The sequence below is a fragment of the Acidobacteriota bacterium genome (assembly GCA_016196035.1).
In the GTDB taxonomy this organism is placed as follows: Bacteria; Acidobacteriota; Blastocatellia; order RBC074; family RBC074; genus JACPYM01.
The window spans coordinates 90,632-111,084 of sequence record JACPYM010000054.1; the positions used below are offsets into that span (position 1 = coordinate 90,632).

Annotated in this window: 10 protein-coding genes; 6 read left to right on the forward strand and 4 right to left on the reverse strand. The window is 59.0% G+C overall.

Annotated elements, in window-relative coordinates; genetic code table 11:
- Positions 1–216: 216 nt before the first annotated feature.
- The gene (locus tag HY011_16355; GenBank protein MBI3424506.1) at positions 217–2,022 is read right to left on the reverse strand and encodes a CHAT domain-containing protein; all 1,806 of its coding nucleotides are present in this window, start codon (positions 2,020–2,022) and stop codon (positions 217–219) included.
- Positions 2,023–2,951: 929 nt separating this feature from the next.
- On the opposite strand from HY011_16355, the gene HY011_16360 reads away from it, so the two are divergent.
- The 6 genes from HY011_16360 to HY011_16385 all read left to right on the forward strand — a co-directional run bounded on the left by HY011_16360 (position 2,952) and on the right by HY011_16385 (position 15,104).
- Positions 2,952–4,610 (forward strand): CTP synthase, encoded by a 1,659-nt coding sequence (locus tag HY011_16360; protein MBI3424507.1) that lies wholly within the window; start codon positions 2,952–2,954, stop codon positions 4,608–4,610.
- A gap of 24 nt (positions 4,611–4,634) precedes the next feature.
- Positions 4,635–10,808 (forward strand): SBBP repeat-containing protein, encoded by a 6,174-nt coding sequence (locus tag HY011_16365; GenBank protein MBI3424508.1) that lies wholly within the window; start codon positions 4,635–4,637, stop codon positions 10,806–10,808.
- A 19-nt stretch (positions 10,809–10,827) separates the two neighbouring features.
- The gene (gene kdsA, locus HY011_16370) at positions 10,828–11,640 is read left to right on the forward strand and encodes a 3-deoxy-8-phosphooctulonate synthase (protein MBI3424509.1); all 813 of its coding nucleotides are present in this window, start codon (positions 10,828–10,830) and stop codon (positions 11,638–11,640) included.
- Positions 11,641–11,715: 75 nt separating this feature from the next.
- A complete protein-coding gene (locus tag HY011_16375; protein ID MBI3424510.1) occupies positions 11,716–14,151 on the forward strand; it encodes a tetratricopeptide repeat protein in 2,436 nt (811 codons plus the stop codon).
- 28 nt (positions 14,152–14,179) lie between these two features.
- Positions 14,180–14,500, forward strand: coding sequence for a hypothetical protein (locus HY011_16380; protein MBI3424511.1), 321 nt, complete (start codon positions 14,180–14,182; stop codon positions 14,498–14,500).
- 52 nt (positions 14,501–14,552) lie between these two features.
- On the forward strand, positions 14,553–15,104 hold the full coding sequence (locus HY011_16385; protein MBI3424512.1) for an HAD hydrolase family protein: 552 nt from the start codon (positions 14,553–14,555) through the stop codon (positions 15,102–15,104).
- Positions 15,105–15,293: 189 nt separating this feature from the next.
- On the opposite strand, the gene HY011_16390 is transcribed toward HY011_16385, so the two are convergent.
- The 3 genes from HY011_16390 to HY011_16400 all read right to left on the reverse strand — a co-directional run bounded on the left by HY011_16390 (position 15,294) and on the right by HY011_16400 (position 20,283).
- Positions 15,294–15,875: a hypothetical protein gene (locus HY011_16390; protein MBI3424513.1), complete on the reverse strand. Its 582-nt coding sequence runs from the start codon at positions 15,873–15,875 to the stop codon at positions 15,294–15,296.
- Between the two features lie 61 nt (positions 15,876–15,936).
- A complete protein-coding gene (locus HY011_16395) occupies positions 15,937–17,073 on the reverse strand; it encodes a cellulase family glycosylhydrolase (protein MBI3424514.1) in 1,137 nt (378 codons plus the stop codon).
- Between the two features lie 216 nt (positions 17,074–17,289).
- Positions 17,290–20,283, reverse strand: coding sequence for a PD40 domain-containing protein (locus HY011_16400; GenBank protein ID MBI3424515.1), 2,994 nt, complete (start codon positions 20,281–20,283; stop codon positions 17,290–17,292).
- Positions 20,284–20,453: the final 170 nt, after the last annotated feature.

Below are 20,453 nucleotides of genomic sequence, written 5' to 3' on the forward strand. Positions count from 1 at the left end.
CACCGGGTTTGGTCGCAACGCTTAGAGCTTGAACCGGCAACTCCGAGAGCCAGTTTTCTGCCAGCAGCGCTTTCACCAATCCCCCCAAATTGTTCGAGGCTTTCTGTTACGCCCTGAAGTGTACGAACGCCGGAAACATTACACTGCTAGTTTAGGCGAGGAGGGCCAAGTCATTGAAACGGCACTCCCTGCCCGGACAACACTGTCAATTGCCCTTCAGCCTTCGCCTGCTAAAACGAATCCTGCCCAGTAAAAGGGCCTGCGCCAGCGGCCAGCACGCGCCAGTTCCAGTTGCGCCGCGCGCAAGGCCTGCGCCGGACGCAGGGCCGCAGCGCCAAACAATTTCGCATAAAACCGCTGCATCAATTCCGCCGTCGCGGCATCATTGACCTTCCACAGACTCGCCACCACGCGATGAGCGCCCGCTTGCATGAAGCTTTGCGCCACGCTGTGCGATGGGCGATCAGACGCCAACTCGTCCAGGCCCGATTCACAAGCGCTCAAAACCACCAACTCTGCCGACAGGTTCAGTTGACTGATTTCCCGGCTTAATAGCAGGCCATTCACCGCCTCGCCGCGCTCGTTCACTTGGGAAAGCAATAAACCGGAAGCCGCCGGGTCGGCGGGATCAAGCACGCCGTGCGTGGCAAAATGAAGCACCGGATAGGCGGCGAGTTTGCCACTCAGCGCCAGACTGCGACTGGCCTCAAAATCGAGCCATTTCTCGCTGTGCGGAGCCAGTTTGAGAATCGCCTCGGCTTCAGTGCGGGCGGCTGGCAACCGAGCCAGCAACATCTGCTGTACCTCGCTTTCCGAGGCAAAAACCTGTCGCAAATCCAGATACCGCAAGCGCGTCAGCATGCCATCCAAACCACCCAGTTGAAACGTGGCGGGCGTGGGTGTTTCAACTGCGGGCGCGCGCTGCACGCGGACGCGTTCGTCATACTTACCGAAAACCGGATCAGCAATAACGGCCACGGAACCAGCGAACGGCTCGGCTGTCTGCGGCGGCGAAGCGGGTTGCGGATGACGCTGGCGCAACCACACGCCTGTTGCGGCTGCCGGTAAATTAACGACTTCGTGTTGCGCCAATAATGAGGTCTCGGTCAAACGTGCGGGCCGGTTCTTGGCAACCGTACTTTCAGGCACAGGCAAAGCGCTAAACGGCACCTGCTGCAAAATTCCATCCGTGACGATCAGCAGTTGGCGCAGCCTCATTTGTGCGGCCACCGGTTTTAACAACCAACCGCTGAGTTCGCGCGCCAACGTATCGAACTCCGCATTGGGGTCATCTATCGCTTGATCCGGTTGTGTGCTCAACAATTCGTGCAAGCGGGCGGCTTTGGGTTCCAACACTGCCCGGCCCGGCAAGGTGAAGCAGGCAAACCCAATTTTCGTAATAGCCCAGAGATAACTTTGCTCTTCCCCCAAAGCGTATTCGAGCAACAGGCTTTGCTCATCCAGCAGTTGCTGTTGCACCTCGGCCACCGTGAGCATTCTGGACACGGCTCGCGAAGAGTTTTTCGCTTGCTGGGAAAGCAGCCAGCGCAATCTGTCATGAGCTTCCCAAGCCCGCGTCGCAAAGCCTTCTTCGGGTTGCAACTGATGGCGTTGTAACAATACGCCCAAATACACTTGGTAGTACTGGCGTACCAACTGCAAATCCTCGTCCGCTTGCGCTAAAGTGGTCGTGCGGGTCAAGGCCAATTCGGCAAAGGAAAGCGCCTTTTCCAATTCGGCCTGCGCCGGAGCTAAAGCGGCTGTCGCCAGCGCGGCCTGCGCCTGTTGAAAGTGTTTGGCCGCCAAGGCCGCCGTGTTATCCGGAATGAGCCGGAAGGTTTGCGTGTGCGTGGCCAGCGTTTCGGCATACGCCACACCCCGCCGCGTGGTTTGTTCAAACCAACGCACACTGCTTTCCGATTTGAACAGCCAGCCTAGTGCCCCCACCAACAAGATGAAAAAAAGAAGGCCGTTTGATCGCTGCCGAATCGCGCGTTTATCTCCTGAACGTCCCAACTTCATGCACCACGCTCCTCTCCGCGTACTCCTAACGCCTGAGACCTAACCCATCACGACGCCAATGCGGCCTTGCGTCAATGCACCAGAAACAGAAAGGCCGTTAGCAGGAACTGCTTTGCTAACGGCCAGCAACTGCTTTCCATTCACCAACACCTGGAGCCAGTCTGAAAAGTGACCCAGACCACACCCAAAGAGCCGATTGCCCCGTCCAGCACCTACACCCGTCCTAACTAGCATCGGCTTCTGTCAATAAATGGCGGTGGTCCTAACACCTTGCCAGACCACACCCACAGAACCACCGCTGTGCCGCACGCACACTCGCGCCGCGAAGGCTATTCGCTTTATGTCTTCAAAAATTTCCTGAATAGATTGCCGATAATCCAGACGCAGGGGACGCTCTTGACCTTGTGAGGGACTAATGGATCATCGAAGAACTTCACCGACTGTATAGCATAAGACTGTGATTATTTGCTAGAAAAAACTTGAGCAATAGCTGCAATGTGCCAAGAATAACCAAGGACATTTCTAAAAACCTATCTCTTTCCGGCAATCACATTTCATCTTCGCTACATTTATAACAGAGGTAGCGTTTTCTGGCCATAGAACAACAAAAGACATACCATTATTTGGCCAGTCATTTTGTGGTCGAACTACGAGGAGCGGTAACATCTCATTCACGCAAGTCGTAAAGTCTTCTCCTTCCAAATGCCGATGACCCAACTTTCCAGGTTTCATCACGAGACGTTTTTTGGCATCACAGAAGACATGGCCGATGGCAACCCCAAAATCTTGCCCACAGTTGACGCTCTAGCGAGAAATGTTTACTCTTCGGCTTACCTCAAGACAAACAACTTCCAAGTCACAATCCGAAAGCAGTTGAATTACCCCGCAGGCGCACAATGCGGTTGCGACCTTCTTTGGTGAGAGAACGCATGCCGAAATACATCTTTGTAACTGGTGGAGTGGTCAGCGGCTTGGGCAAAGGCATCGCCGCCGCTTCGATTGCTGCGTTGCTGGAAGCGCGCGGTCTGAAAGTCACGTTGATGAAGTTCGATCCCTACATCAACGTTGACCCCGGCACGATGTCGCCGTTCCAACACGGCGAAGTTTTCGTCACCGATGACGGCGCGGAAACCGATCTGGACTTGGGCCATTACGAACGCTACTCGCACGCGCGGTTGACCAAAGCCAATAACTGGACTTCGGGGCGTATTTATCTTTCCGTCATCGAGAAAGAACGGCGCGGCGATTATCTGGGCAAGACGATCCAAGTCATCCCGCACATCACCAACGAAATCAAAGACGCGATCAAAACCGTTGCCCAAAGCCACGACATCGTCATCGTCGAAATCGGCGGCACCGTCGGCGACATCGAATCGCTGCCCTTCCTCGAAGCCATCCGCCAGATGGGCAACGAAGTCGGACGCCACAACGCGATCTTCGTGCACCTGACGCTGGTTCCCTACCTCGCCGCTTCTGCTGAACTGAAAACCAAACCGACGCAGCATTCGGTCAAAGAACTGCTGACCATCGGGATTCAGCCCGACATTCTGCTTTGCCGTTGCGACCGCGAATTGCCCAGTGAGATGAAGGCCAAGATCGCGCTCTTCTGCAACGTCTCGACAGACGCCGTCATCACCGCGCCCGATGTCAAAACCGTTTACGAAATCCCATTGATGTTCAACCGCGAAGGTCTCGATCAATTGATCGTAGACTTGTTGCGCTTGCCACTTGGTGATACCGATTTGCGTCAATGGGCGGCGCTGGTCAGCCGCATTCGCAGCCTGCGCGAATCGGTCACCATCGGCATCATTGGCAAATACGTCGGTTACGAAGATTCCTACAAGAGCCTGAATGAAGCACTGCATCACGGCGGCTTCGCCAATCACGTCAAGGTCAAATTCAACTGGATCGAAAGTGATGAGTTGATGACCGACGAACGCTGGGAAGACCGTTTGCGCGAACTTGACGCCATCCTGGTGCCTGGCGGCTTCGGCAAACGCGGCGTCAGCGGCATGATCCGCGCGATCAGCTTTGCACGAAAGTATCACAAACCCTTTTTCGGCATCTGCCTCGGCATGCAATGCGCCTCGCTCGAATTCGCGCGCAATGTCTGTGGCTTGGAACAGGCCGATTCGACCGAGTTTGCCGAAGACACGCCCGATCCGGTGATCTTCAAACTGCGCGACCTGCTGGGCGTAGACCAACTCGGCGGCACAATGCGGCTGGGCGCGTATCCCTGCAACTTGCGCGAGGACTCGCTCGCGCAACGCATTTATGGCACAGATGAAATCAGCGAACGCCATCGCCATCGTTACGAATTCAATCCGGCCTACATTGACCCGCTAGCCGAGAACGGCCTCGTCTTCAGCGGCAAATCCCCTGACGGCAAATTCGTAGAGATTGTCGAACTGCCCGATCACCCCTGGTTTCTGGGCTGCCAATTTCATCCCGAATTGAAATCGAAACCGCTCGCGCCGCATCCGCTCTTCGTCAGCTTTATCAAGGCCGCGCACGAACACCGGTTGCAGGATGAAGCGGGTGAGGTCAAAAAAGAAGGCGAAGCATTGCTGACAAGCGCCAGCGATTAACGCCCTTGGCCCTGCGAGGTGCCCATGCCATTTCAACGTGCTTTCTCACGTCCTTTTGCCTGGTTTTCACTCTTTGTCGTATGCGCCGTCATTAGTCAGCCGAGCGCCTTGCGGCTCAGAAAAGCTGTCTTCGCTGCGCCTCCGCCAATCACAGCGAACACCCTCGACAGACAACATCCGCCGGCTTCCAAGCTCTATCAATGGCCGCTCAGCTTTGAAGAGAATCGCGGCCAGACCGATCCGCGTGTGCGCTTTCTGGCGCGCGGGCCGGGCGCAATGTTCTTCCTGGCGGCGGATGAGGCCGTATTGCGTGTGGTGAACGGGCAGCAAAACAAGGCCGCCAATGTGCCTGCGACTTTGCGCTGGCGGTTGCGCCACGCGAATCCCTCAGCCCGCATCAGCGGATTGAATGCCACCGGCGGGCAGACGAGTTATTTCAACGGCCACGATCCCAGCCAATGGCGCACGGGGTTGCGTCATTTCAGCCGCGTCAAATATGAAGCAGTCTATCCCGGCATTGACCTTGTTTATTACGGTCAACAACAGCAACTCGAATACGACTTCGTTGTCGCGTCTGGCGCAAACCCACGCCAAATTCGGCTGGCATTTGATGGAATTCGCCGGTTACGGATTGACCGGCAAGGCAATCTGTCGCTGCGCACGCGCGCAGGCACGGTGCAAATGCGCGCGCCTGCGGTCTATCAGCCAACAGCTAAGGGCCAACGCCGCGTGCGTGCGCGTTATCAACTGTTCGGCAAACGCCAAGTCGGTTTTGCGTTCGGCAAGTATGACCGGCGCTTACCGCTGGTGATTGATCCGGTGCTGATTTACGCCACGCCGCTGGGCGGGAATTTCGGCGCGGCAGGTTATGCGCTGGCGCTGGATGCGCAGGGCAGCGCTTATGTCGCGGGCGCGACCAGTTCCACCGAATTCCCTTACCCCAACAGTTTGCCCAGCGCGCGCGGCGCACTTGGAGATGTGTTTGTCGCCAAGCTCAATCCGGCCGGCAACGCCTTAGTCTTTGCAGCCATCATCGGCGGCAGCGATGTCGAACATGCGAATGGCTTGGCGCTCGACGCACAGAACAACGTCTATCTGACGGGCCGGACTTTTTCGCCCGATTACCCGCGCACGCCGGGCGCACTGAAAACCACGCTGTCTGGCGATTACAGCGCCTTCGTCACCAAGCTCAACGCCAGCGGCAACGCGCTGCTTTATTCAACCTATCTGGGCGGCAACAACAACAGCACGGGCTGGGGCATCGCGACGGATGCGCAAGGCCGCGCTTTCGTCGCCGGTTCGACCGATGCGAGTGAAGCGCCGCTCGCCAGCGACGTCACGGTGCGCGGCGGCCAGCCGTTTTTTAGCAGCGGCAATGGCGGCGGCAATTGGACGCCGGGCGGCGGCACGTTGACGCCCGGTTCGGTCAACACCTTGGCCGTCGCCCCGGACACGGGCCAGACGATATACGCCGACACCTCTGCGGGTCTATTCAAAAGCCTGGATGGTGGCGCAACGTGGCGGCAATTAGCGCCACAGTTGCGTGATCTGCGCTTTCTCTTCTATCGCGCGTTGGCGGTTGACCCGTTCAATGCGGAAACTGTCTATGCGAGCGGGGGCTTGGGTGTTTACAAGAGCCTCGACGGCGGCGAACACTTCGCGTTGAAAACCATCGGCTTGGTAGGGCCGAATAACAGCTTTGTGGGAGCCTATTACACGCTGGCGGTGGCGCGCTCCGATGCGCAAACGCTCTACCTGGGCACGAGTCAGGGCGTCTTTAGAAGCGTGGATGGCGGCGAGTTCTGGACGCCCGCCAACAACGGCATGCTGGTCGCCAATCGTCCGCTCAATGTGGTGGCGCTGGCGCTTGATCCCACCGATGCGCAAACCGTTTACGCTGGCTCAAGCTATGGCGTTTTCAAAACGACCGACGGCGGCGCGAGCTGGCGACAGCTTTTGACCGGCGGCAATCGCGTCCTCGCCATTCACCCCCAAGCGCCGCTCACCATTTATGCCGACCTGCTCACCGCCTCGAATGCGCCGCCCCAACTGCTCAAATCCACCGACGGCGGCCTGACCTGGGCGCGCAGCGATACAGGGCTGGAACGTTTGAACGGCAATCAGCTCAGCAGCCCGTCCCTGCGCGCGCTGGCAATTGATCCGAATAATCCGAACACGTTGTATGCGGGCACGGACGGCTTCGGCATCTTCAAGAGCAGCGATGGCGGCGCGAATTGGAGCTTGAGCGCCAACGGCCTGACCACGCAAACCATTCGCACGCTGGCCGTCGCGCAACAACCGGCGCGTGTTTACGCCGGTGCCGACGCAGGCACGGATGCTTTTGTCGCCAAACTCAAACTCGACGGCACAGGGCTGGATTATTTCAAGGTGTTGGCCGGAGCCGAATCTGACACCGCAAACGATGTGCAGACGGATGCCAGCGGCAACGCCTGGCTCGTGGGCACCACCAACTCAAGCAACTTCCCCACCCTGAATGCGCTGCATCCGCAAAAAGCCGCAGGCGACGATGTTTTCATCAGCAAGCTCGACGCGACAGGCAATCTAGCCTTTTCAACCTTCCTCGGCGGCCAGGGCAATGATGACGGCGCGGCGCTGGCGCTGGATGCGGACGGCAATGTTTATCTGACGGGCACAACGAATTCGACCGACTTCCCTGCCTCGCGCACGCTGCGTCCGGCGAATGCGCCGCTGACCACTGATGCATTTGCCGCCAAGCTCAAGGCTGATGGCTCCGCGCTGGACTACGCGGTTTATCTGGGCGGCAGCCGCACCGACACAGCCGCTGACATTGCCGTAGACGCACAAGGTCAGGCTTTCGTCATCGGCACCACGGATTCCGCCGACTTCCCGGTGCGCGGAGCAATCTCGGAGCGGTTGAATCTCGGCAACAATACGGTGCGGACGGATGCCTTTGTGACGCGCTTGAATCGCACGGGCACGGCGTTCCTCTATTCGACCTATCTTGGCGGCGTCTTTACCGACACTGGTGCAGCCATTGCCGTGGATGCGCTTGGGCAAGCTTACGTTACGGGCCGCGCGACCGTCTTTCCCTACGTCAATCCCATCTTTCAAGCGCAATCCACGGATGCCTTTGTCGCCAAACTCGCGCTCGCACCTGAACTGGCAATCACCCTGACTGCCGCATCCAACCCCGTCACCTTCGGCAATAACCTGAGCTATACGCTGACCGTCACCAACAATGGCGACAACAAAGGGACAGGCGTCAGCGCCACCTTCACGCCTCCCGCTGGGGCGCAACCGGTTTCGGCGGCCGCAAGTCAGGGCATGTGTAGCAACACCGCGAACGATATGTTGAATTGCACTCTCGGTGAATTGAACCCGGAAGCACAGGCGGCCATCACTATCATCGTCAAACCGCCCGCCGTCCGCACCGTCACGGCCAGCGCCAGCGTGCGCGCCAATGAACCCGAAGCGAATTTGCTCAACAACAATGCGTCCGCCAGTTCCGAAGTGGATTTTGTCGAACTGAGTTTGCAAAACAGTTTGCTTTACAACCTGGCCGCACCGGGCAGCCGCCTCACTTATGTGCTGCGCGTCACCAACAACAGCGGCAGCACGGCCAGCAATGTCGTCATCACCGACACACTGCCGCTGCAACTGACCTTCGCTTCTTGCCGCTCACTGGATGGCGGTGTCTGCGGTGGCACGGGCAACACGCGCATGATTACATTCCCCACGCTGCCTGTCGGTGAGAGCAGAACCGCCTTCATCACTGCGACCGTCAACAGCAATGTGCCGTCAGGCACGGTTATCAACAACCCAGCCAACGTTGCGGCTACGCTGATTGACGCCGCGCCGGGCAACAACACGGCCAGCGCCGGCAGCACGGTGGCGGCCACGCTACTGTCCCTCAAAAACAACGGTAAGTTTGCCTACACCGAAAACTCTCAAATCCTCACCACACCTCCAGGCGGTGGTGAATACACTCCTATTCAATTCGGCTCCGCACCCCTATGGTCGCCCGACGGCACGCAACTGCTTTTCCAGTACGGCGGCGGTTGGGCGATAGCGAATGCCGACGGCACTGGCGCGCGCCGGCTTCTGGCCGCGAGCAGTTCCAGCCAATCGCCAACCTGGTCGCCCGGCGGTCAGTGGCTCGCCTTTCCTCGCAATAGCGACCTTTTCGTGGTCAACCAGGAAGGCGCCAACGAAACGCTGTTGCTGCCCGGCATCGGCGCGCTCGCGCATTTAACTTGGTCTCCGGATGGCTCGAGTTTCGCCTTTGTACAAGCGGGCGATCTTTACACCATCAACATTGACGGCAGCGGACGGCAGCAACTTACCAACTGGCCCGGTGAAGAAAGCGCGCCACGCTGGTCGCCCGACGGCCGGCAATTGCTCTTTGTCGGCCTACCGCCCGGTTCTAGTTTCTACACCCTCTACCGCATCAACGCCGATGGCAGCGATCCACAGCGCATGGTCAATGGCGGGACGTATTTCGCCACGCCGGTCTGGTCGCCCGACGGCACGCAGATCGCTTTCGTCGCCGCCGAATTGCCAGGTGGAACGAGCACACCACAGCTTTACCGCATGAACTTGGACGGCACGGGCTTGGTTAATCTCACACTCTTTCGTGCCGCCAGTTCCTGCGATTGGCAGCCGTTGCCTGCCAATACTCCCCTCACGCCTGGCCCGCTGCCGCAGACTTACACCATCAGTGGACGCCTCACGACCAACACAGCCAACGCCGAACCAGTCAATGCGTTGGTGCGCCTGACTGGCACACGCGACGGCACGGTCACCACCGAAAGCGATGGTTCGTTCACGCTCGGCAATCTGCCCGCGGGCGGCCATTACACAGTGACGCCCGCCAGTCGCGGCATCACCTACGCCTTTAATCCCATCGCACGCAGCTTCGAGAATTTGCGCCAGCACGCGGTGGCCGACTTCCGCGCGGCGCGGGACACCTACAGCATCAGCGGATTGATTACCGACACCGCTGCCACGCCGTTGGCTGGTGTCGCAGTCACCTTGACGGCCAGCCCGTTGTTTACGACCTTCGCCACCACGACCACCAACGCCGAAGGCCGCTATACGTTCGCGGGCTTGCCCGGCGGCGAAGGCTATATCGTCACGCCCACGGCCACCTTCATCGCCAACTTTCAACCGCGTATTGCCAGCATCCAGCCGCTCAATCGCAACTTCACAGCCAATTTCACCGGCACCCGCCATCAGCCCTTCACCATTCGCGGCAAAATCGCCGAGGCGAGCGGAGCGCCCAGTGCGGGTGTGCTAGTCACGTTGAGCGGCGGCAGCCAGCCATTGACGACCACCACAGACACACAAGGCAATTATGCGTTCGCCAATCTGGTCGAAGCTGCCGATTACACGCTGACGCCGCAGAAAGCCGGACTGCGCTTTGCTCCTGTCAGCCGCGCGCTGAACCAACCGCGCAGTGACCGCAACGTGAATTTCACGGCTGGCGCGGGTGTGCTGACGGCAATCTCCGCCGCCAGTTATCAAACCATGCTAGGGCAGGATTCGATCATCGCCGCCTTTGGCACAGGCCTGGCAACGGCGCTGCAAACTGCCACTACCACGCCACTGCCGATGAGCCTGGCTGGCGTGACACTCACGGTGCAGGACAATGAAGGTGTCGAACGCCCGGCCCCGCTCTTTTTCGTAGCGCCGACGCAACTCAACTTCCTGTTACCCGCTGGCACGAGCGTTGGCACGGCCAGTTTCACCGTCACGCAGAATCAACGCATCGTTGCCGCCGGTACGGCGCTGATTCGCCGCAACGCGCCTGGCTTCTTTGCGGCCAATGCCAGTGGAGGCGGCGTCGCGGCAGCGTTGCTAGCGCGGCTGACCGTCACCGGGCAATTGCAATATGACCCGGTCGCGCGCTTCGATCCGCAACTAAACCGTTTCGTACCGATCCCAATAGACATCTCGCAACCCTTCGCGCCTGAACTCGTGCTGTTCGGCACTGGTTTCCGTTACGCGCGCGACACTGGCGCCACACCGCCTGACTTCAGCTTGAAAATCGGCGGTACCGCAGCTCAAGCCACCTTTGTTGGCGCACAAGGTTCGCTGGCTGGCCTGGATCAACTCAACCTAGCCTTGCCGCTAAACCTAGCCGGACGCGGCGTCGTGGACGTCGTTTTGACTGTCGAAGGGCGCGTCGCCAATACTGTGCAAATCGCAATCAAGTAACGGCAAGTAACGCAGTTTTATGGATAACGTTTATCAACGGCTCAAACAAACGCCTGAACAACTCTTTCTGCTCGCCGGCCCTTGCGTCATCGAATCTGAATCACACGCGCTGAAAATGGCCGCAGCCATCAATGACATCGCGCAACGGCTGAACATCCCCTACGTCTTCAAAGCCTCTTATGACAAAGCCAACCGCACATCCGGCGCGGCCTTTCGCGGCCTGGGGCTGGACGAAGGCTTGCGCATCCTGCAAAAGATCAAGCGCGAGATCGGCGTCCCCGTGCTGACCGATGTGCACGAATCCGCCCAAGTGCCCGCCGTTGCTGAGGTCGCAGACATCCTGCAAATCCCCGCCTTCCTGTGCCGCCAAACTGATCTGCTGAGCGCCGCCGCCAACAGCGGACGCATCGTCAACGTCAAGAAGGGGCAGTTCCTCTCACCTTGGGAAATGAAAAACATCGTCGAGAAGCTGGAAGCTCACAACTGCCGCGAGATCATGCTGACCGAACGCGGATCAAGTTTCGGCTACAACAACCTGGTCGTGGATATGCGCGGCTTGCCGGTAATGCGCGGCTTTGGCTATCCGGTGGTTTACGATGCGACGCATAGTTTGCAATTGCCCGGCGGCGCGGGCGCGGCGACAGGTGGGTTGCGCGAATACATTCCCCACTTGGCGCGCGCGGCGGTGGCGTGTGGGGTTGACGGCTTGTTTATGGAAGTTCACGATCAGCCCGAACGGGCGTTGAGCGATGCGGCGACGCAATTCCCGCTCGACAAACTGCAGCCGTTGCTGGAAAAATTGCTCAAGCTTCACGCGCTGGCTCGTTCATAGTTTTTGTAAGCCGCAATGAATGATGGCCAGGACGATAGCCCAACAATGGCAGAACCAAAGGATAGATTGCCCAAGATGAAAAGACTCTCTTTCGCACTGATAATGCTCGCGTTTTGCTGCACCGTGACGGTCGCGCAGGAATTCGAGATCAAAAAGTACGACGTCAACGCCAAGGTCAACGTCGAAACGCGCAGCTTGGAAATGACCGCCAAGTTGCGGCTGGTCAATCTCTCGCCACCCGATTTGGCTGACAAGATTCTGCTCTCGACCGACAACAAGCCGCGCATGTCGTTTTACCTAAACGAAAAAGCCAAGCTCGGCACGCTGACGGTCAATGGCGCTGCTGTCACGCCCAAGACGACCGAAGACACGCGCAACCGTTTGCTGCGTGTTTCGACCGAGATGACCGCGACGCTGGCTGCGGCGCGCGAATTCGATGTTGAATTCGTTTACACCTTGCCCTCGCCGGAACGCAATTCTTCGCTGCACGTTTCGGCCAACGAATCGTTTGCGCTGCCGCCCGGTTTCTGGGTACCGGTTGTGCATACGCCTTATGCTGAACACAGCGCCGACACGGGGCCACTGACGTTGACCGTCACGGTGCCCGGCAATCTCAAAGTCGTCTCGAATGGTATTCGCAAAAGCGACACAGTGTTTGAACAGCCGCTGGCGGCGCAGCCCTTTTTTGTCGCGGGCGATTACGAAATGACGGCGCGCGGCGGCGACAGCTTACCCGTTGAAGTTTATGCGCCGCGCGGTTTGAACGCCGCCGGCAAAGCCCAAGCGCAACGGCTGGCCGCCGAGGCCGAAAAGATGCTGGCGTTTTACGCCAGGTTCTTTGGCGTCCCGGCCAACGGCCCCTTCCGCATCATTTCGACCGAAGCGCGCCAACTCGGCTCGACTTCGACCGAAGAGCTTTCGCAAGCCCGCGACAGCGCTTTCTCAACCGTGGGCGCGGTGCTGCTGGATGACAGCGTCTTTCGCCGCGATGCGCTCGACCTGGGCACGATTGAGTTTCTCGCGCAAGCCGCCGCGCGTTCGTGGATTGACGGCCAGGTGCTCTTGCGGGGACGCGGCGCAGGGCTGCTGCGCGATGCCTTGCCGATTTATCTGACGGCGCAATATCTGGGCGAACGCTTTGGCGCGGCCCAACGCGAAAGCGCCTATGATCGTTATCGCCGCGCCTATATCACCGTCGCCCGTTCGGACGCGCCTTTGCTGACACAGAGCGTGTTGGATCGCAGCTACACCACCGTCGTTTATAACAAAGGCGCGCTGGTCTGGCGCACGCTGGAACTGTTGCTGGGCCGTTCGTCGTTCGAGAACCTGCTGCGCGCCGCGCTCAATCGCCAGCGCGTAGACATTCTCTCGCTGGCGGGTTTCTTCGATACGCAAACCACGCGGCGGCCACCGCATCCGCTCTGCAATCTGTCGCGCTGTGCCGATGTGCGCATGCTGCTGCTCAACGCGGGCGCCAACAAACAGGTGGTCAGCGATTTCTTCACGAACTGGATTGAGAATGCCGTGCTGCCTGATTTCGTCGTCGGCCAGCCGCAACCGACCGCTGCGGGCGTCGAATCCACCATCGCCAATTTTGGCAACGGTGATTTCACCATCGAAATCGTCGCGACCACCGACAAAAATGAAACGTTGCGCCAGCAGGTGGCGCTCAAAGCAGGCGAATACAGTACCGTCACCTTCCCCACCGGCACGGTGATCAAAACTATCGAAGCCGACCCGAACAAACTTTACGTGCAAAAGGATTACACCAACGACGTGTTTCCGCGCCGTGCCAATGCGGCGGAGGCTTTCGGCTTAGCCAACACGGCATTCGGCAAAAACGATTTCGCCACGGCTGAAGCCAAAGCGCGCGAGGCGCTCGTCAACGAGCCGAATCAACCGACGCTGCAAGCCTTCCTGGGCCGCGTGCTGCTGGCCCAAAACAAAGGGGCCGAAGCGAAGCAGGTGTTTGAAGCCATCCTCAAAAGCGACACCTTGCCGATTCAGGCTTACACCTACGCGCACTTTGGGCTGGGCGACTTGGCGCTGCAACAGAGCAACTTTACTGAGGCCGCAGCGCAGTATCGCGCCGCCGCCGCCGCCGAACTCGATCCGGGCACCACGCTCAGCGCCCGCGAAGGCGCGCTCAAAGCCGAACGCGGCGGCAATGCGGTGAAGCTGCCCGAAGAAGTGCGCGCCTTTCTGAAAAATCTCGATTCTGTGGTGGTCAGCGGCACATCCGACCAAGTCGGCGCCCTGCTCGACCTCGGCAATTTGAAAGGCTTCTCGCAACGGCTGGTGTTGCGCAAACCGACCGTCTGGACGACCGAAGCGCTGCGCAGCGAAGAGTGGGACGCCAATCGCCTGGCGGTGGACGTGCTGTTGAAAATCAGAATCGAGGGCAAAGATTACGCCGGGCGCGCCGTTTACGTGCTCAATCGCGCCAGCGGCAAACTACTGCTCAGCGAAGTGCCGATCTTTGATGTGAAGGTCACCGGGGGCACGCAATGATTATTTTGGGCTATCCTGCGTTTTAGCGATGGCTGAATCGTCCAAAAATCTACTGCTCAAATGGCTATTCACGTTGGTGGCAATTCCGCTGTTTTGGCTGTTACTGTTTACCTCATTTAGAGAATCGGCAATGGCAATCTGGCTCATAGGAATGGCTTTCTATATTCCATTAGCGCTTTACGTTGGTGGCAAAATCACGCTTCAACATGGGCCACTTTCAGCACAAGCAGACCGCCTTCGTTATTGGGTCGTCATATTGGGCAAAATCGAATGGGGTCTATTTACCTTATTGGCCTATTTTCTATTCTACCTGCTTCTCTTTAATCGCGAGGCCTTCTGGGCAGATTAACAATCGAAGCTCAACATCACCCTGAGAAAAGAGCAACATTGACTGTTCCTTTATGCCGCTTCCTCTGACTGAAATCGAAGCACGGGCACGCCACATTCGTTTGCTGCTGCTGGATTGTGATGGCGTGCTGACGGATGGCAGCGTCATTTATTCAGTAACCGACGGCCACGCGGCGGAAACGACCAAGGTCTTCCACATTCACGATGGCCAAGGTTTGCGGCTGGCCCGGCAAGCCGGCTTGAAACTCGGCCTCATCAGCGGGCGCGCGTCGCGGGCGCTTGAGACACGCGCGCGCGAATTGGCTTTCGACTATCTCTATCAAAACGTCGCCGACAAATTCAGCGTTTACGAACAACTACGCCAGGCCGAACAACTCACCGATGAACAGATCGCTTATATCGGAGACGACTTGCCCGATCTCGCGCCGCTGTTGCGCGCCGGGTTGGGCATTGCCGTAGCCGATGCCGTGCCCGATGTCTTGCAACGCGCGCACTATGTCACCGCCAAGCCCGGCGGACGCGGCGCCGTGCGCGAAGCCGTCGAATTGATTCTCAAGGCACAGAATCGCTGGGATGCCGCTGTACACGGCTTCCTGCCAACCTAGATCGGTTTTCACTTCGGTGTACGGGAAAACACTGAGCGGCGGGACGGTACCGCGCGCGTCAGCAAGCGGTGTTTGAGCCGTTGAACCACTGGTGCAACGACGCTGTGTCGCTTGCTGACGCGCGCGGTACCGTCTCCACACGCTGCCCCGTATACGCAATTGCAAACTGATCTAATGCGAGAAATTCAGCTACTTCGCGGGCGGCGTAATCATAATGTGCGCGCCCGCCGTGCCCGCATCCATCAACCACGGTTCGCCGCGTTTGGATTTGGTCGAAAGCCCGGTGGATTCCGCCGTCGCAAACGGCACATAAATCACCCAGCGCACCTGCCCATCCACCACCTTGCCGCTCGCCGCGTCGTAGCTTTTGCCGGAGAGCACATAGAGCATGCGCGGTTCGCGCGGCATTTTCAGTTTGCCTTCTTTGATTTCCTTCCAGCGATACTCGGCGTTGCGATTGCCGCCCGTGATGCCTTGCGCCGTCAGCTCACGCCCGCGCGCCATGAATGGTTCGAGGTCTTTGTGATAACAGGCCGCGCTGAAGCGCGCCGCGTCTTTGGGATCATCGGCAAGACAGATCAATTCATTCGTACCCTTACGCAATTCAATCAGCTTGCCTTCGGCGTTGTACCCCAGCACCGCCGCGCCCGCGCGCATTTCTTCAGGGGCGGCCTGAATCGTCGCCGCAATTTGTTCTTCCGCTGATGGAATCGTTTGGGCGAAAGCCGGCAGCGAAAGCAGGACGAGTGCGAATAAAACTGTAATTTTCATGTTCTTGATCCTCCGAGAATGAGTTTTAACCGGAAACTTGTCGAACGGCCGTACCGGCCTTTCATTTTCTTGCGCCGGTTTGGCCGGTCAGCCGGCGAATCAGTTCGACCTCTTCGACGCGATAGGGCGAGCCATCGGGCCTGAAAATCTCGTGAAACCAGACCGCCGGTTCGCGATCCACGTAAGGCTTTTGCCACGAATCCCAGGGCAGATGCGTTTGCGTCTTGCCTTGCACGAAGCCCCAGTTGATCGCGGCGACGCGATATTTTTGAGCGACAGGCAGCGAACCTTCAAACGTACTTTTCGCGCCGCGCGCCATGTATTCGGTGCAGAGCAGCGGGCGTTTGAACCGTTGTAACGATTGAATGCGCTGCTCGAATTTCGCGCCGTCTTCATAGCTGTGGAACGAGATCACGTCGGACTGTTCGAGCATGATTTTGTCCATCGCGCTCAGCTTAGCGTCCGTTGACCAATCGCCCTTCCAGACGCCCGCCGTCAACGGTTGCCGCGCGCCCGCCGCCCGCGCCCAGGCAAAAACCTTGGGCAAGAGCGCTGCGACCAGCGCGATCTTGTTGGGCGGTTCCAGCTTGCCATAACTCGAACCGTTCATGTTGTCCGGCTCGTTCCAGACATCCCAGGCGAGGATGCGCTGGTCTTTGGCAAACGCGCCGACTACGCCTTTGACATAAGCTTCCAGCCGCGCGTATTGCATGGCGTCTTGCAAGGCCTGCGCACCGGGGCTTTGCAACCAGCCCGAATTGTGTACGCCGGGTTTGGGCGCGCGCTGCTTGCCGAGTTGCGGGTTTGGGTCCCACACCGAATCAAACAACACGAGCATTGGTTTGATTTTGTGTTTTGCGCAGAGGCGCAGGAATTGATCGAGCCGTTTTTTGAAGCCAGCGGCGTCTTGCTGCCACAGCAAGTCGTGCAGAAAGACGCGCATCGTATTCATACCCAAGCCTGCGGCCCAGCCCAATTCCTTATCAATCGTCGCCGGGTCAAACGAATCGGCCTGCCACATTTCGAGTTGGTTGATGGCGTTGGCCGGCGTGTAATTGCTGCCGACCAGCCAGGGCTGGCGCGTGTACCAGCCCTGCGCCTGCGCTTCCGTCCAACGGGTTGCTTGCGCCACGACAGACAAACAGCCGCCAATCAACAGCAACAGCAACAACACAGTCCGAATGAGTTGTTTTTGCATCGAAGATTCCTTGCCAAACTGCGGGACAGTACCGCGCGCGTGAGCAAGCGGCGCGTCAAGCTTGCGTCATTGGTTGGACTGCCAACGCGCCGCTTGCTCACGCGCGGTACTGTCCCAGCGTTAAACGCTCCGCTTGCTCACGCGCGCGGTACTGTCCCAGCGTTAAACGCTCCGCTTGCTCACGCGCGCGGTACTGTCCCCGCGTCAAATTGCCGCTCAACGCGGCTGTGTCAACAACGCTTGAAGCGTATAGGCTCTGCCGTTTTTGATCGTCACGGCGACGTTCAGCGTATCAGCAATGTTCTTTAACGGGTCGCCTGCGACAATCACCAAATCCGCCAGCTTGCCGCGCTCGACGCTGCCCAGATCGTTGCCGACACCGACCGCTTCCGCCGACCAGAGCGTTGCCGAACGAATGGCCTCAGCCGGGGTGAAGCCCGCGCGCACGAACATCTGCAATTCGAGTTGCAGCGAAAAGCCGTAAGGAATGATCGGCGAATCGGTGCCCGCTGTGACGCGGCCTCCGGCTTTGAGCACGGCGAGCGAGACCTGGCCTTGCGTGGCGACGAGGTCGTGCATCACGGGCGAGCGGCCAGCGGCGGCGCGTGCTTGCAAGGCCTGCACGCCTGCTTCCCCGTTGAGCGCAACGAATTGTTTGTTCGTCAGCAACTCCGGCTGTTCGGCGAGTTGATACGACAGGCCCGACAAAATCAGCGTCGGCGTGTAATTCATCTTGGTCTGCGCCAGGATCTGCACGACGTCGTCATAGCCGCGTCCAATCAAACTGAGCTTCGGCGAATAGCCGCGCCGGCTGGTGGCGCTCTGATGTTCGACGGCGTCCATGCCATAACTCGCCGCCGGCCAGAGTTCGTGCGATGAAGTCGGCACGCCCATCTGATGCGCCGTGGCCGCGATTTTCTTTTGCCACAGGTCAGGCATGCGCACATAGGTCTTAATCAGGTCGTACTCAAGCACGCGCGCGCGCTGCAACACCAAATCCAAATGCGCCTCTGTGGCAACGCCCTCGGCAATGCTGTAATAAACGCGGTTGCCATCGAGCAGGCGTCCGCTGAAAAAATTGCGCGGCCCCGGTCGTTGTCCGGCAGCCCAGGCTTCGCGGCGCTCGGCGCCGTCATACGGATCAGTGCCGGGTTCGCGCACCGACGTGATGCCAAAGGCGAGCCAGGTGCGCCCGAGCTTTTCGCCGAGCGTGAGGCTTTGATGTCCGTGCATCTCAAACAAGCCGGGCATGACCGTCTTGTCGCTGGCGTCAATGACGTTGCCAGTGTGCCGCGCGTCGTTATGTGCGACGATTTCTTTGATGCGATTGCCCTCGATGATGACATCCACGTTGCGTTGATAGTCGGATGACTTGCCGTCGAACATTCGTCCGGCGTGGATGACCAGTGTGCCGGTGGGCTGCGCGGGTTGCCATTCGATTAGCGTGTTGAACTCTTCGACACGACCGGTGTCGAGACTGACTTTTTTGATGCGGTCGAGCGATTGATAAACGACCGACTTGCTATCGCCCGTCCAACTCAGCCAATCGGCTAGGTCTGCGTTGACGCGGCGCGGCATGCCTGCGAGGCGGCCTTGTTCATTCAACGCGACGACCGACAGCCTGCCGTCTTCGACATACGCCAGCGTGCGGCCATCGGGCGCGAGCGTGCCGTAACTCAGCGTGCGTTCGGGATTGGGCGCGAGGCTGTAACCTGCGCTGCCGTCAACAGGCCCATCTACCGGGATGACGTCTACTTGATAAAAGCCTTCGCGGTAGCGCGTCGAATGCGGATGCAGGATCGGCACGGCGAGCGCTTTGCCGTCGGGCGTCCACGAAAGTGTGGTGGCTTGAATCGAGCGATTGAGCACGGCTTTGGTTTTGCCGGATTCAATGTCGAACACCTGTAACGTCGCGCCCAACGCCAACCCCGCAAAGAACGCGATGCGTTTGCCGTCGGGCGACAGCACCGGCAGGTTGGCGTCCAGTGGCGGGTCGGCCAGCAAACGCTCTGCGCCGGTTTTCAGGTCGCGCTGCCACACATCCATCGCGCCTTGGTTGTCGGCGATGTAAATCAGCTTTGTGCCGTCGGGCGACCAACGCGGATGGGTTTGCACGAAAACATCGTTAGTGAGGCGTTCGGGTGGCTTGCCCATCTCGGCCAGCCACAAATCGCCGAGCGCGGTGAAGGCGACGCGCTGACCATCGGGCGAAACGGCAGGCGCGTAAATGCCGAGAACGCGACGCGGCGCGGTCGAATCGAAATCGCGTTTTTTGCGCGCATACGCCGGGCGATTCAATTTGACTGTCGCTTCAAAGGCCTGCGTGGTGCGTTGCGCGCTATTCAAGTTCGCGCGTTTGATTTGCCCGTCAGCGGTGTAAAGGAATTCGCTGGCCGACAGCCACGCCGCGCGGAACGGAAAGACATCTTCAGCGGCGGCGCTGAGCACGCGCGGTTGCTCTTCGGAACCAACCGCCTTGGCCCACAACTCGGCCTTGCCGCTCGTGCGTTCGCCGGATTGAAAGAGCACCTGCTGGCCATCCGCCGACCACGAGGGCGCGGCAAGGGTCGCATTCGATTTGCTCAACAAAGACTCTTGGCGATTCTCAACCTGCCACAACCAAAGGCCGCGTCCGGCATTGCGTTCAGAGACAAAGGCAATCTGTTTGCCATCGGGCGACCAAGCGGGGTTGTAATCATTCGCCGTGTCGCGCGTGAGTTGTTCGAGCTTCCCGCTCGCCGGTTCAAGCGTCCAGATGTCGTAATTGCCGCCGCGATCTGAGGCGAAGGCGAGGCGCTTGCCATCGGGCGACCAGTGCGGTTCGCGGTCGTCAAATGTGCCGCTAGTGAGTTGCGTCAATTGCTTGCCGTCAGGCGCGACTGTCCAGAGATGAAAGTTGCCGTCGCGGTAAGATTGAAAGGCGAGGCGTTTGCCATCGGGCGACCAGGCGGGTTGACGTGCATCGTTGAATTCATCGGTGATGGCCGTCGCTTTGCCACCCGTCGCGGGCATTCGCCACAGCGTGCCTTGCAAATCAAAAACCAGCGTTTTGCCGTCGGGCGACAGCGCCACGGCGATGTTGGTGCCTTGCGTCAGTTTGATTTCCTGGCGTGATTGTGCGGCGGCCAGTCCGAGCGCAAGCGCGCTGAAACAGAACAAAGCGCTGATGATTGAAGGACGTAGGAACTTTGTTTGGGGTGTGTTTTTCATCATGGATTTTCTCAACCGGGAGCGGCGCAAGGTGGGAACCTGCGCGACCCCATTGGGTTTGTGGTGCGGCGAAACTTAGCCTCGTTGGCGCGGAAAGGCAATCTCGCAGCGGCCAAACGCCGCGCCATTTTTTTGGGTGCGACTGTTCTTCCCCGCTTGTGCCGCCCGCC